Annotated in this window: 14 protein-coding genes; 3 read left to right on the top strand and 11 right to left on the bottom strand. The window is 35.6% G+C overall.

What is annotated here, in order from left to right; translation table 11 throughout:
* Window positions 1-59 precede the first annotated feature (59 nt).
* The 10 genes from EKQ63_RS04975 to EKQ63_RS30655 form a co-directional block, all read right to left on the bottom strand.
* Entirely contained in the window at window positions 60-494 is a 435-nt protein-coding gene (locus EKQ63_RS04975; RefSeq protein ID WP_087997426.1) for an HIT family protein, read from the bottom strand.
* Between the two features lie 62 nt (window positions 495-556).
* Entirely contained in the window at window positions 557-934 is a 378-nt protein-coding gene (locus EKQ63_RS04970; RefSeq protein WP_087953841.1) for an OsmC family protein, read from the bottom strand.
* Window positions 909-2,330, bottom strand: coding sequence for an amino acid permease (locus tag EKQ63_RS04965; protein ID WP_087953842.1), 1,422 nt, complete (start codon window positions 2,328-2,330; stop codon window positions 909-911). The genes EKQ63_RS04970 and EKQ63_RS04965 overlap by 26 nt, the downstream gene beginning before the upstream one ends.
* Before the next feature lie 205 nt (window positions 2,331-2,535).
* Window positions 2,536-3,180, bottom strand: coding sequence for an amino acid ABC transporter permease (locus EKQ63_RS04960; protein WP_087953843.1), 645 nt, complete (start codon window positions 3,178-3,180; stop codon window positions 2,536-2,538).
* Window positions 3,181-3,837 carry an amino acid ABC transporter permease gene (locus EKQ63_RS04955; protein ID WP_143880782.1) on the bottom strand — a complete coding sequence of 219 codons (657 nt, stop codon included), beginning with the start codon at window positions 3,835-3,837 and terminating at the stop codon, window positions 3,181-3,183. It abuts the gene before it with no gap.
* A gap of 100 nt (window positions 3,838-3,937) precedes the next feature.
* Window positions 3,938-4,768: a glutamine ABC transporter substrate-binding protein GlnH gene (glnH, locus tag EKQ63_RS04950; RefSeq protein ID WP_087953845.1), complete on the bottom strand. Its 831-nt coding sequence runs from the start codon at window positions 4,766-4,768 to the stop codon at window positions 3,938-3,940.
* Between the two features lie 12 nt (window positions 4,769-4,780).
* Window positions 4,781-5,509 (bottom strand): amino acid ABC transporter ATP-binding protein, encoded by a 729-nt coding sequence (locus EKQ63_RS04945; RefSeq protein WP_173602106.1) that lies wholly within the window; start codon window positions 5,507-5,509, stop codon window positions 4,781-4,783.
* Window positions 5,510-5,650: 141 nt separating this feature from the next.
* Window positions 5,651-7,111, bottom strand: coding sequence for an alanine/glycine:cation symporter family protein (locus tag EKQ63_RS04940; RefSeq protein ID WP_000387160.1), 1,461 nt, complete (start codon window positions 7,109-7,111; stop codon window positions 5,651-5,653).
* A gap of 159 nt (window positions 7,112-7,270) precedes the next feature.
* Window positions 7,271-8,242: a phosphotransferase enzyme family protein gene (locus EKQ63_RS04935; RefSeq protein WP_143880780.1), complete on the bottom strand. Its 972-nt coding sequence runs from the start codon at window positions 8,240-8,242 to the stop codon at window positions 7,271-7,273.
* Between the two features lie 23 nt (window positions 8,243-8,265).
* The gene (locus tag EKQ63_RS30655; RefSeq protein ID WP_327905017.1) at window positions 8,266-8,409 is read right to left on the bottom strand and encodes a type II CAAX prenyl endopeptidase Rce1 family protein; all 144 of its coding nucleotides are present in this window, start codon (window positions 8,407-8,409) and stop codon (window positions 8,266-8,268) included.
* 18 nt (window positions 8,410-8,427) lie between these two features.
* Here EKQ63_RS30655 and gerKA point away from each other — a divergent pair, with 18 nt between their 5' ends.
* Genes gerKA through gerKC form a run of 3 tightly spaced genes read left to right on the top strand, consistent with a single transcriptional unit; the run spans window position 8,428 to window position 12,122 of the window.
* Window positions 8,428-9,930: a spore germination protein GerKA gene (gene gerKA / locus EKQ63_RS04925; protein ID WP_087953849.1), complete on the top strand. Its 1,503-nt coding sequence runs from the start codon at window positions 8,428-8,430 to the stop codon at window positions 9,928-9,930.
* Window positions 9,911-11,017, top strand: coding sequence for a GerAB/ArcD/ProY family transporter (locus EKQ63_RS04920; RefSeq protein WP_000185776.1), 1,107 nt, complete (start codon window positions 9,911-9,913; stop codon window positions 11,015-11,017). Before gerKA ends, EKQ63_RS04920 begins: the two co-directional genes overlap by 20 nt.
* Window positions 10,998-12,122, top strand: a complete 1,125-nt coding sequence (gene gerKC / locus EKQ63_RS04915; protein WP_143880779.1) for a spore germination protein GerKC — start codon at window positions 10,998-11,000, stop codon at window positions 12,120-12,122. The genes EKQ63_RS04920 and gerKC overlap by 20 nt, the downstream gene beginning before the upstream one ends.
* Before the next feature lie 31 nt (window positions 12,123-12,153).
* Here gerKC and treC read toward each other — a convergent pair whose 3' ends face one another.
* Window positions 12,154-13,815, bottom strand: coding sequence for an alpha,alpha-phosphotrehalase (gene treC, locus EKQ63_RS04910; RefSeq protein ID WP_143880778.1), 1,662 nt, complete (start codon window positions 13,813-13,815; stop codon window positions 12,154-12,156).
* Window positions 13,816-13,823 lie beyond the last annotated feature (8 nt).

The raw sequence follows: 13,823 nt of genomic DNA, 5'->3' as shown, positions 1-13,823 counted from the left end.
GAGAAAGTGGGCTTTTTAATATTAGAATTTTCCTGACTGTATCTCTAAGAAAAATTCTTTTACACCTTTTCAATATGTAGTATTTGCTCTATCGCTTCTTTTAATAAATGCTTTGTCTCTTCAAAGTTATGATTCTGTTTTTCTCCCGATTGTACCATATAAAACTCAGCAAACGAGCGCTCTTTATATCTTGGTACGACATGCATATGGTAATGTGTTAACTCGTTAAATACTCCACCATTTTGACAAACTGTAACTCCATCTGGTTTATATAATGCCTTAATCGCTTTTGCAATTAGCTTAGAAGCATCCATAATGGATTTTGCTACAACATCATCTACTTCATCTACTTCTACAACATGTTGTTTTGGCACAATTAAAGTGTGTCCTGTATAGAAAGGTTCATGATCTAGAAAGCATGTTACATAGTCATCTTCATATATTTTATATATAATTTCTTCTCCACCTGCTAATTTACACCCTAAACATTCCATCATATTTCCCCCTTTATTAAAAACATAAAAACGTGAGAACCATATTCTCACGTTTTTATGTTTCACTTTATTAGTTCAATTGTTTCCGTAACTTTTATACTATCTTTTACTGATTGAACAATCGTACAATTTTTCACTGCCAGTTGCAGTGCCTTGTCCAACTGCTCTTCTGTAATGTTTTGTGCTTTGATTTTATAGTGCAAATGAACACTTTCAACTGGTTTTGATAATGCTTCACTTCTACCAATTTCCGTTTCAATTGTAAACGTATCATATGTAATACGTTTCTTTTCTAAAATTGTTCGAAAGACAATTGCACTACATCCTGCGATTGAAGAAATGAGTAATTGTAACGGTGAATACCCGTTTTCTTTTCCAATCGCTAATTGACCATACGATAAATCTGCCTCAATATCATCTTGTTTGATGGTTAGTTTCATTTGTTGTCTCCACCTTCATCGGTTTCTGCCGTTTCTTATTTATATAATAATATATGTAGCAGAAAATGATAAATGGAATACCACAATATAACGCCATTCTTTGTTCTGGAATAAACGCTAAACTAATAACAACGATACTATTTGTAATTAAAGCTAAAATAGGAACAATTGGATATAACGGTGTTTTATATTTTAAATCCTCTAACTTTCCTCCGCCTTTTATATACTGACTTCTAAAGCGCAGTTGCGACAGGGCAATAATAATCCAACTTGATACAGCTGATAAACCAGCTATCGATAATAAGTACATGTATACTGTATCTTCTGCAAGGAAACTTGTTAATAAAGATAAAGCAGCTACAGCAATTGTTACAACTAGCGCTGTAATTGGAATACCACGCTTATTTACTTTCTGAAAAGACTTTGGTGCCATTCCTTCATTAGCAAGTGACCATAGTATACGCGTCGCTGCATATAATCCAGAGTTCGCTACAGATAATAACGCAGTAATAATAACGAAGTTCATAATATCAGCTGCGTATGGAATACCAATTTTATCAAATACAACTACGAATGGACTTTCAATTACACCTGCTTCTTTCCAAGAAATTAATCCTACTAAAATCGTCATTGTTAAGATGAAGAATAACATAATGCGCCATACTGTATTACGGATCGCACGTGGAATTGTTTTTTCTGGATTTTCACTTTCTCCTGCTGCAATCCCGATTAACTCTGTTCCTTGGAACGAGAAGTTAACTGTAATCATTGTAAGTAATACGGCAGCTAGTCCATTCGGGAAAAGTCCACCATCGCTTACAAAGTTAGAGAAAAGAGGTGCTGCTTCTTTTCCGTCATATGATATAAACCCTAATAATGCACTACCACCAAGAACAACAAACGCAAGAATTGTAACTACTTTAATACTAGAGAACCAAAACTCTAATTCAGCATAACTCTTCGCTGAGATAGCGTTTGAAGCATATAAAATAACGCCAAATACAAGGCACCATACCCAAACATCAACATTTGGAAACCATCTTTTCATCATTAAACCGATTGACGTTAACTCTAGTCCTACTGTTACTGCCCAGCCAAGCCAATATAGCCAGCCGATCATAAAGCCCGTTCCTGGTCCAATAAACTTCGTCGCATACTTTTGGAAAGAACCTGAAACTGGCATCGCTACCGTTAACTCTCCAAGACAAAGCATTGTTAAATACATAATAAATCCGCCTACTAAATATGAAAGGATGGCTCCCCCTGGTCCAGCCTGATTAATGGTGTAACCTGAACCTAAGAAAAAACCAGTTCCGATTACACCACCTAGTGCGATCATAAATAAATGTCTACTCTTCATCGTACGATGTAATTTCTCATTCGTTGGTTGCTGCATCTAAATCCTCCCCCTACCAATACCCCTATGTCTTGTTAAAATTTTCTGATAATAAAAATATACACGAAAGCGATTACATTTTCTATATAAAATTAAAACTTTTCTGATAAAATAATATAAAAAATCGAATTATTGCAAGATTTAGATTCTATTTAGAGGAAAATAAGGATAAACAAGGAAAAAACCCTTACATATATTGTAAGAGTTAACGGAGTTCTAACCTTCTCGATAAAATTGATAAACTATAATTTACGATAAAATACATACAAGCTACTACTATAAACGTCGGAATCATATAATTTACATTTTGTCCGCTAATAATTTGAGCATTATGAATAAGCTCTGGGAGTGATATAACGACTGCTAGCGCTGTATCTTTCAGCAATGAAATAAACTGACTGACAAGTGGCGGGACCATTCTTCTTAATGCTTGTGGCAAAATAATATGCCAAAGCGCTTGCACATACGTTAACCCGGAAGACCTCGCTGCTTCGATTTGCCCTTTTTCGATAGATAATAGACCACTTCGAACAATTTCAGATATCATTGCAGCTTCAAATATTGTTAAAGCAACAATTGTAGCTGTTATAATTTCTAATTTCAAGCCTGCTTCTGGAAGTGCAAAATACGTGAAAAATATAATTAAAAGTAGTGGTAAGTTTCGAATCACTTCAACGATAACTCCTAATATTTGTGAGACGATAGGGATTTTCATGTAGCGCAATATTCCTATTACACTACCAATAATAAAGCTAAGTATAATCGCTACGAGCGCTACCTCTAATGTGATGAGTAATCCTTTTAATAAAAACAAAATATGATCACCTGTTATTGCTCCCTTAAAATCCATTTACACCGCCTCCTTTGCTAAGCGTATTTCTAAATAACGCACTAGCATACTGAGCGGAATTGTTAATATTAAATAAAACATCCCGACAAATATATAGACATCGAACGTAACAAACGTCTTCGTTGAAATTAAATCTCCTTGATACATTAAATCCATACCAGCGATAATTCCGAGTATGGAAGAGTTTTTTACTAAATTGAGAAATTGATTTCCTAGAGGAGGGATTACGATTTTCATCGCCTGGGGTAAAACGACATAGTACATTGCTTGCGTATACGTCAGTCCTGAAGAACGCGCTGCTTCCATTTGCCCCTTCGCGACTGATAAAATACCAGCACGAATGACTTCGGCAATAAACGCTGCAGTATATACGGTAAGCGTAACTGTTCCTGCTACAAAACCATTTAAAGTAATTCCTACTACAGGTAAAGCGAAATAGAATATAAATGCAATTAATACGAGCGGAATATTTCTTACAAATTCTACAATAGTAGCTCCCAACCAATTTAAAATGCGAATCGGTGCAATACGCATTACCGCCAAAATTACTCCTAAAATAAAGCTTCCTATTAATGCAATTACACTAGACAACACTGTATATTTAAAACCCTCTACATACATATCAATGTTATTCGTTAATATAGAAAAATCAGGCACATATTCTCCCCTCTTTCTTTACAAGAAGAGGATGAGCATCCCTCATCCTCTCACTTTTACTCTTCAATAGGAATAAAGCCCCACTAATTAAAGTTTCACTTTACTTCTCTTGTTTTTGCCCAATCCATTTCTCATACAATTTATCGTATTCTCCATTCGCTTTCATATCTTTTAGCAAGCTATTAATCTCTTTCGTTAAATCATCTGCACCTTTTTGCACTGCAATTCCGTACGGCTCATCCGTAAAAATTTTCCCTACAACTTCATAATTTGAATCTTGTTTTGCCATGCCGTAAAGAATTGCATTATCTGTCGTTAAAACATCACCTTTTCCTGCTTTTAACGCTGTAAATGCCTCACTGTAATTTTCAAATTCTAATACAGTCGCTTCTGGTGATTTTTGGCGAATATTATTTGTAGATGTTGAACCTTTGACAGCTAACACTTTCACGCCCTTTTTCACATCATCAATACTTTTAATATTGCTCCCTTTTTTCACGAGTAACGATTGCCCTGCTTTAAAATATACATCTGAAAAATCGACTTCTTTTTTACGTTCTTCTGTAATTGTCATTGTTGCAATAATTGCATCAATGTCACCGTTTTTCAGTAGTGGAATACGTGTTTTAGACGTTACTTCTTTTAATTCTAATTTCTTTTCATCCCCAAGAATCTTTTTCGCAAGCGCCTTTGCAACATCAACATCAAATCCTTCTACCTGCCCTGTCGAAGGATTTTTCAATCCAAATAAGTTCGTATCATTCTTCACCCCAACTACTAATTTCCCGCGCTTCTTAATTTGCTCAACAGCACCGCCTTGCTTCGTATTCGTTTCTTTCGCCTCATCTTTTTTACTTCCGCACCCAGCAATGACAAGTACAAATAAACATGAAAATACAATTAAGGTGAAAATTTTTTTCATTTTAAGCATAAAATTCCTCCTTTAATGATTTAACACTCGGCTTAAAAATAAACGTGCTCTTTCTTGTTCAGGGCTCGCAAAAAATTGCGCCGGTGTTGTATCCTCAATAATCTTGCCATCATCCATAAATAAAATCCGATCTGCCACTTCTCGCGCAAATCCCATCTCATGCGTGACGACAACCATCGTCATCCCTTCTTTAGCTAGCGTTTTCATAACATCAAGTACTTCCCCGATCATCTCCGGATCAAGAGCAGACGTAGGCTCATCGAATAGCATAATTTCCGGCTGCATCGCAAGCCCTCTAGCAATTGCCACCCGTTGCTGTTGTCCTCCAGATAATTGATGTGGATACACGTTAGCCTTCTCTGGAATTCCTACTTTCTCTAGGTAAAACATGGCTGTTTTTTCTGCTTCCTCTTTTGAAACTTTATTTACTTTAATAGGTGCTAGTGTAATATTTTGAAGAACCGTTTTATGTGGATATAAATAAAAATGTTGAAAGACCATTCCGATATTTCGGCGTAATTCATTCATATCTGTTTTCGCATTGTGTACCTCTGTATTTTGTACAATTAACTCTCCATCTGTAATTGACTCTAACTGGTTTATACACCGGAGTAATGTACTTTTCCCCGATCCTGAAGGCCCAACAACTACTACTACTTCACCTTTTTTCACTTGCACATTAATATCTTTTAAAACTTGAAAGTTGCCATAATATTTATTTACGTTACGAAACTCTATCAACATACTCCCCCCTTCCCCTAACAAAGCATGTACATTCTTTTTATATTCAAAAATAGGCAAAAAAATAACTTCCAGCCACATTTTATCCATAAAAAAAGCAAAGGGATTTTCCCTTTGCTTTTTCATTTCTATTCTATTAAGTTAAGATACTTCTTCTTTCTTATCTTTTCCGTATTCATGTTCCCAGAAATCAGCATTTTTAATTCCCAATGGCCCTGGATCGAATACTGGATCTTTTCCTTCTTTCTTCTGCTTTTCATAATCCTTTAATGCAACTAATGCAGGTTTTTGTAACAATAAAATCGCAATGATATTTACCCATGCCATAATCCCTACACCGATATCACCTAAAGCCCAAGCCGTTGCTGCTGTTTTTATACAACCGTAGAATACAGCTCCTAAAAATACAAATTTTAATACCATAGACATCCAAGGACGGTCTTTATCACGATTTAAGTACGCGATATTCGTTTCTGCAATGTAGTAATACGCCATAATTGTTGTAAATGCAAAGAATAGTAAAGAGATTGCAACGAAACCGTTTCCAAATCCAGGGAAAACAGATTCTACCGCCGCCTGTGTATATCCTGGTCCTGGCTGAGCACCGTTTAGTTTATTAACGATAAAGTTTTTTCCGCTTGCATCAAATACGTTATACATGCCTGTAATAATCATCATAAATGCTGTTGCTGAACAAACAAATAATGTATCAATGTAAACGGAAAATGCTTGCACTAAACCTTGCTTAGCCGGATGTGATACTTCGGCTGCTGCTGCTGCGTGTGGTCCAGTCCCTTGTCCTGCTTCATTGGAATAAATACCACGTTTGACCCCCCAAGAGATTGCTAAACCGATAATACCACCGAAAGCAGCTTCTAATGCAAATGCACTTCTTATAATTAACATAAATGCTTCTGGTAATTTTTCAATATTCATAGCAACAATGACGCAAGCTACTAAAATATAGCCTATTGCCATAAACGGTACGACAACTTGCGCTACGTTAACAATTCGCTTTACTCCACCGAAAATGATAAGAGCTAATACGACAACTAATATAGCCCCTGATACGGTAGTGTTAATTCCAAAAGCTGTTTCTAAACTTACGGCAATACTATTTGCTTGCACACCTGGCAGTAAAAGCCCCGTTGCAAGAATTGTCGCTGCAACGAATACTAAAGCATACCATTTAACTCCTAGACCTTTTTCGATGTAATAAGCAGGTCCACCACGAAACTGCCCTTGATGTTTCGTCTTATATATTTGCGCGAGTGTTGATTCTACATAAGCTGATCCTGCACCTAAAAAGGCTACTGCCCACATCCAAAATACAGCTCCTGGTCCACCGAATGCAACCGCTGTTGCTACCCCAGCGATATTTCCTGTTCCAACACGTCCTGATAACGAAAGTGCTAACGCTTGGAATGAAGAAACACCAGCTTCTGATTTTTCTCCTTGAAATGTCAGCTTCACCATTTCTCCTACATGTCTTACTTGTAAAAACTTCGTTCGAATAGAAAAATATAAACCTACTCCCAAACATAAATAAACAAGTGCTGGACTCCAAACAATATTATTTAACCAATTCACAAAAGCTTCCAACATTCCCCCTCCTCTTTTATAAAGAATATTCAGAATATATATAAAATTATAAGTGTATACCGAATCTAGGACAATATTATTTTAATAAAGTAAACATATTTTTGTATAAAAAAACAAAGTATATATTTGTTTTATATACTTTGTTTTGAACTAAATGTATTATATATTCACAATTGCTTCTCTTTTTATAATTCTTTCGTATAGCTCTTCTGATAATTTCAAGAAGTTATCAGGCATATCTTTCCCTTTAAACTTCTTTTGAAGTGTTCCATATAAACCTATATCACGTAAACGTAAAAATAGTGATAACGATTCATACCAACTATCAACTAGCCTATGCTCATATTCGTATCCCTTTCTTAACACTTGTAACTGTTTACGAGCGAATGTCGTCTTCTCCTCCACTGTCCACGGTGTAAATAGAACAGAGTAATAGAGAACCATCGCTAAATCGTGTATAAAGTAATTATAAGCCACATCATCAAAATCAAAGATCGTTAGCTCTTTTCCATCATAATGAAAATTACCTGGATGAATATCACCGTGCATAAGACCGAACGTTTCTCTTTCAACTGGAAGAGCCTTAATTTCATCCATTAATACCGCTGCAATCTTTTTCACTTGATCATCTTCTAATTCATTAACAATCCCACTCTCATCTTCTTCCCACGTATCACGATGATCCGTTTCAGGATAGTTCATTGTTAGACGATGCAGTTGTCCAATCGCTTTTCCCCATGCTTCAAAGAGAGGCTCGCCCCAATAAGGCGATTCTTCTCCTTTTACTTGCTCCCCTTTTGCATATGTAAATAAGGAAGCGAAAAAGAAAGTTCCATCCTCTGCTCTGATTTCTTCTACAAGATTTTGAGATGCTGAATAAAGGGGACCTGCTACCTTTGCTCCATTCTCCGCAACATATCGTAAAAAATCTAGTTCAGCTTCGACTTCTTTTTTAGAACGATGAGAAGAGTGGGTTAAACGCAATACGTAATCTTCGCCACGATCATCCTTTGCCTTAAAAATATAATTTTCAAAATCTCCAAGTGGCTTTTCTTCCACTGTTACATGAAATGTCTTTGCTGCTCTTGCTAAAATTTCTTTTGTAAAAACACGTTCTACAGCTATTTCCATATGTATCCCTCCTATATATCTTCTTAATTCGACATAAATGTGAGAAGTACTGCTATGAAATTGAATAATGCGTGGGCAATCATAGCCGATAAAATAGAATTTGTTTTCTCATATAATCCAAGCATAAATTTCTCACAAAAAACAAAAATTAACAGAAGTAACTTTATTCTAAAGAGGTGGAAATTATGACAGAGCAAAAAGAACAACAAGAGAGTACGGATCAAAAGCTTATGTTTCCATCACTTCCGGAAAACATTAATTATATCGAAAATAAGCTCTGTCATTCAGACGATATAAAAAAATTAGATCTCCCTTTTCAAAACGGAAAAGGAACAATCCTATATATCGAATCTTTAGCAGACCCAAATCTAATTCATCAATTAGCTCTTGAGCCTTTATTGACGCGGTCAGATTTGGCTTTAGATAAAGCTTTTTCTACATTAAATATGAAAAAGGAAACGAATTTAAATTATGGCGTGCAGCTCTTATTACAAGGTAAATCTTTATATTTTCATGAGCATGTCGAAAGCTTTTGCATTTTTGAAACGGCTCTATCTTTAAAAAGAGATATAACAGAACCTGATAATGAAGGCATTGTCCGCGGACCGCATACTGGTTTTGTAGAAGATTTAGCAACCAATTTAGCTTCCATTCGTAAACTCATAAAAAGTCCAAACGTCGTCGTTACATATTTCACACTTGGTGAAGAAATGCATACGAAAGTGGCAATTGCTTATATGCAAAACATAGCGAATGACGATTTAGTTACAGAAGTAAAAAGAAGGTTAGAAACGATTAAAACGGACGCACTCATGCCTCCGGGATACATACAAGAATTTATAGAGGATACGTCTTTCTCACCCTTCCCGCAGCAATTAAATACAGAGCGCCCAGATAGAGTCGCAGCAAACTTAATGGAAGGACGAGTTGCTATTTTATCTGATGGAGATCCAACAGCGCTTATCGTTCCTGTTACGTTATTTGCTTTCTATCAATCACCAGACGATTATAATAACCGCTGGATTGTCGGTTCTTTCGTCCGAATGATTCGCTTAGTGAGCTTTTTAATAGCCTTTCTCTTACCAGCTATATATATCGCAACGGTTGCTTTTCATCCTGATGTGTTGCCACTTGAACTCGTTTATACAATTAAAGCTTCATTAGAAAAAGTACCGCTCCCTCCTATTTTTGAAGCTCTCTTAATGGAACTGATTTTCGAGTTATTACGAGAAGCTGGTATTCGTCTGCCAAGCCGCGTTGGACAAACAATCGGTATTGTAGGCGGTTTAGTAATTGGTGATGCAATTGTAAAAGCCGGACTCGTTTCTTACACAATGATTATCGTTGTAGCTTTAACTGCTATCTCATCTTTTCTCGTTCCATCAAACGATATGAGCTCAGCAGTTCGAATTCTTCGTTTTCCATTAATGATTCTTGCTGCCATATTCGGATATGTAGGAATATCATTCGGTCTCATTATAACTTTCGTTCACTTATGTCAGCTTCATTCTTTTCATACACCATATCTTTCTCCTGTTGCACCAATGCGGATTAAAGATATGAAAGATTCTTTTGTAAGACTACCAATTTGGTCATTTTGGGAACGACCACATGATCCCAAACCGAAAAAAATGCAGCGCCAACATGTAACGAGAGAGGATGAGGACGGTGACAAACACGCAAAGTAAAATTTCGCTAGTTCAATTTACCTTTTTCGTTATTCAATGCCAAATTGGAGTGGGCATACTTTCTCTCCCAAACCGTCTTCACCCAATAGCAAAAGGTGGTGGATGGATTTCCGCGCTCATCGCCGGGCTTGCGATTCAGCTTATTATTTTACTTATGTGGCTTTTCTTAAAACGATTCCCTGATGCAGATATGTATGAAAGTGTTTGTATGCTATTTGGTAATAAGTTTGGAAAACTATTAGGCTTTGCTTATGTTTTTTATTTTACCCTTATCGGTATGACAGTTATGTTAAATGCTTGTAATGTCATTAAAGTTTGGATTTTACAAGCTACTCCTTGGTCTGCCATTCTCATGCTATTTACAATAGCTTGTTGTTATGTAGCTTATAACACTTTTAAAGTCATCGTACGATTTTATGTCATGGCCTCTATCCTCATTATTCCAATGGCCCTTTTAATTGCCCTAGGGCTTTCCCGAGCTGATTTCTCTTATATTTTTCCCATTACAGAAGCCGGCTGGTGGAATATAATTCAAGCATCCAAGGAAACAATTACAGCCATGTATGGTTTTGAAATCATTCTTATCGCTTTTCCAAAGGTAAACGGGAGTTCTGTAGCAAAACTAAAGGCAATTTCTATCGCCAATGGATTTGTAACTCTTTTTTATACTTTTACTGTTTGGATTTGCTTTATCGTATTTAGCCCAAAGCAAATTGAGCTTATTCCAGAACCAGTTGCTTACTTATTACGCTCCTTGCATATCGGGATTATAGACCGAACTGATTTACTATTCATACCAATTTGGATGATAACCGTTGTAGCTTCTATCGCTAGTTATTACTGCGCTGCTTCTATAGGAATTGGACATATATTCAATCTTGGTAATCATAAAAAGGCTGTCCCAATCGTTGGTATTATTGCTTTTAGTGTAGCCCTATTTATCGATACACCTGAAGAATTAAAAGTGATTGCAACTTTCACAGATAAGTTCACCTATATTTTCATCGTTGTCCTTCCTCTTTTATTTCTACTTTATTCAGTAATAAGAAATAAGAAAGGAGAACAGTATGTTCAAAAGAAGAGTTAAATTACTTTTTGTATTAAGTACTAGTGCATTCCTTGCTGGCTGTTGGGATCAAGAACCATTAAGGGAAGCAAGGTTAGCTTATAGTATTGGATCTGATATTACAGAAGAGGATAAACTCCAGCAAACAATCGAGCTCGTAAAAAGTTCAAGCGGAGAGCAATCTTCATTCGAAAATGAAATACATTCAGCGACGGGTCATAACATAAGGGATACAAGCGATGCCCTAAAAAAAAATGTAACTGGAAATATTCGTTATTTCAAATATGGTGTTCAATTACTAGGAACCAAAATTTTAAAAAAAGGTATACTCCCCTATTTAGATGTCAGCTTTCGGGACCCAACAAATCCAACTGCTTTAGTAAAGCTTATTGCAGTAGATGGTGAAACATCCGAGATACTAGAAAAAAAGAAAGTAGGAAATTTACTAATTGGAGATTTTCTAAAGAAAAAAGTGAAAAGCTTAGAAGATATGAGTGTATTTCCAAAAGAAACTTTAGAAACAGCTGCTACAAAAATGTTAGATCCCGGTAAGGACTTTACCCTCCCTTCTATAAAAATAAAAGGAAAAGAAGTAATTACAAACGGATTAGCTTTATTTAATAAAGACAAATTAACTGGGCATTTACCTTTGAAACAATCTGTTTTATTCGTGTTATTAACCGGAAAGATGGGAACAAGTGCCCGTATAACTCAAAAACTTACTAGCGATGAATCTGAGAAGACATCTGACTATTTAACAATGGAAGTGAGCAATCGGAAATTAAAACGGGATTTAAAAATAACAACAGATAAAAAAGGAAATGTTTATGCTCATATTAAGCTGCAATTAAAAGTTATAGCGCTTGAAGCTCCTAGAGATAACCTTTATAAAATGGATGAAAGAAAAAAGCTAAATAAAAAATTATCGAAACAACTTACAAAAGAAGCGAAAAAAATAACAAATAAACTACAAAAGGCAAATTGTGATGCTTTCGGAATTGGTAGACATCTTATCGCTTATCATCCTGACCTATGGAAGAAAAAAAATTGGAATAAAGATTATGCAAAAGTAAAATTTAAGCCTGAGGTAGAAGTAAGCATTTTGTATAGTGGTGTCTTAAAATAAAAGGTTGTATGCCACGCGGGCATACAACCTTTTATTTCATATATCGATATACAATTGATTCATATGGTCTTAAGTTAAGTTTTGTAATATCCTTACTGGAATCTTTATAATTCGACAGTAGTACTTCTTGTTTCATTCCATCTAATTGAACGTGCGCTGGTACAGAGTACGTTATTTCCTCTCCATAGAAGTTATTTATAACAAGTAGCACTTCACTTTCTGTAGTACGAGTATATGCCCAAATTTTAGGATCATTTTCATCCAAAATAGCATATTCTCCTTCTGTAATTACATCATACGTTTTTCGAAGTTCGATTAACTTTTTATAATGATAAAATACAGACTCTTTATCTTCTAGTGCCTTCTCTACATTTATTTCTTTAAAGTTTTCAGCCACTGAAATCCAAGGTGTACTTGTTGTAAAGCCACTGTTCATATTTTCATTCCACTGCATTGGAGTACGGGAGTTGTCACGAGATTTTTGTTTTAAAATCCCGATGATCTCTTCTTTTGGTAATCCTTCTTCCAGCTTTATATCGTATATATTTAACGATTCTACATCGCGATATTGCTCAATAGACTCGAATTTAGGATTCGTCATACCGATTTCTTCACCTTGATAAATGTAAGGTGTGCCCTGCAACATATGCATAGCTGTCGCTAACATTTTCGCAGATTCATTTCGATACTCTCTATCATCACCAAAGCGTGACACAATACGAGGCTGGTCATGATTACACCAGAATAACGCATTCCATCCCCCGCCCTTTTGCATTTCAATTTGCCAATTAGACATAATCTCTTTTAATTTAATAAAATCAAAATCAGCCTTTGTCCACTTATCACCATTCGGATAATCAACTTTTAAATGATGGAAACTAAACGTCATACTTAATTCATTACGCTCAGGGTTTGAATATTTAATACAATTATCAATTGTCGTAGATGACATTTCTCCAACTGTAATTACATCTTTCCCTTCAAAAACATTTCGGTTCATTTCTTGTAAATATTCATGCACACGCGGGCCATCTGTATAATATTTACGGCCATCGCTTGTCGCCATACTTCCATCATCATTTAAGAACTGTTGATCTTTTGAAATTAAATTAATAACATCTAATCGGAATCCAGTTACCCCTTTATCAAGCCAAAAGCGCATCATATCATATACTTCTTCACGAAGTTTTTCATTTTCCCAGTTTAAATCCGCTTGTGTCTCATCAAATAGATGTAAATAATATTGCTCTGTCTTTTCATCATATTTCCACGCAGACCCACCAAACTTAGATTGCCAATTATTTTTTTCATCACGCCAAATATAGTAATTACGATATGGACTATTTTTATCTTCCTTCGCTTCTTTAAACCACTTATGCTCCGTCGAACTATGATTTACAACGATATCAAGCATAATTTCAATGTTACGTGCTTTTGCTTCTTCTAAAAGCTCTTCAAACTCTTCCATCGTTCCGTAAGACGGATCAATATTGTAGTAATCACTTACATCGTATCCATTATCATTTTGTGGCGATTGGTATATCGGTGTTAACCAAATATAATCTACTCCGAGTTCTTTTAAGTAATCTAGTTTTTCTGTAACCCCTTTTATATCACCGGTTTCTTTATTGTAATAGCTATTAAAGCTCTTCGGATAAATTTGATAAACTACACTTTTATGCCAATCCTTCATGTTTAACT

The sequence above is a fragment of the Bacillus sp. BD59S genome (assembly GCF_007363175.1).
Taxonomy (GTDB): domain Bacteria; phylum Bacillota; class Bacilli; order Bacillales; family Bacillaceae_G; genus Bacillus_A; species Bacillus_A pacificus.
Note: the sequence above shows the minus strand (reverse complement) of the source record. Positions and strands in the feature narration are given on the sequence as shown.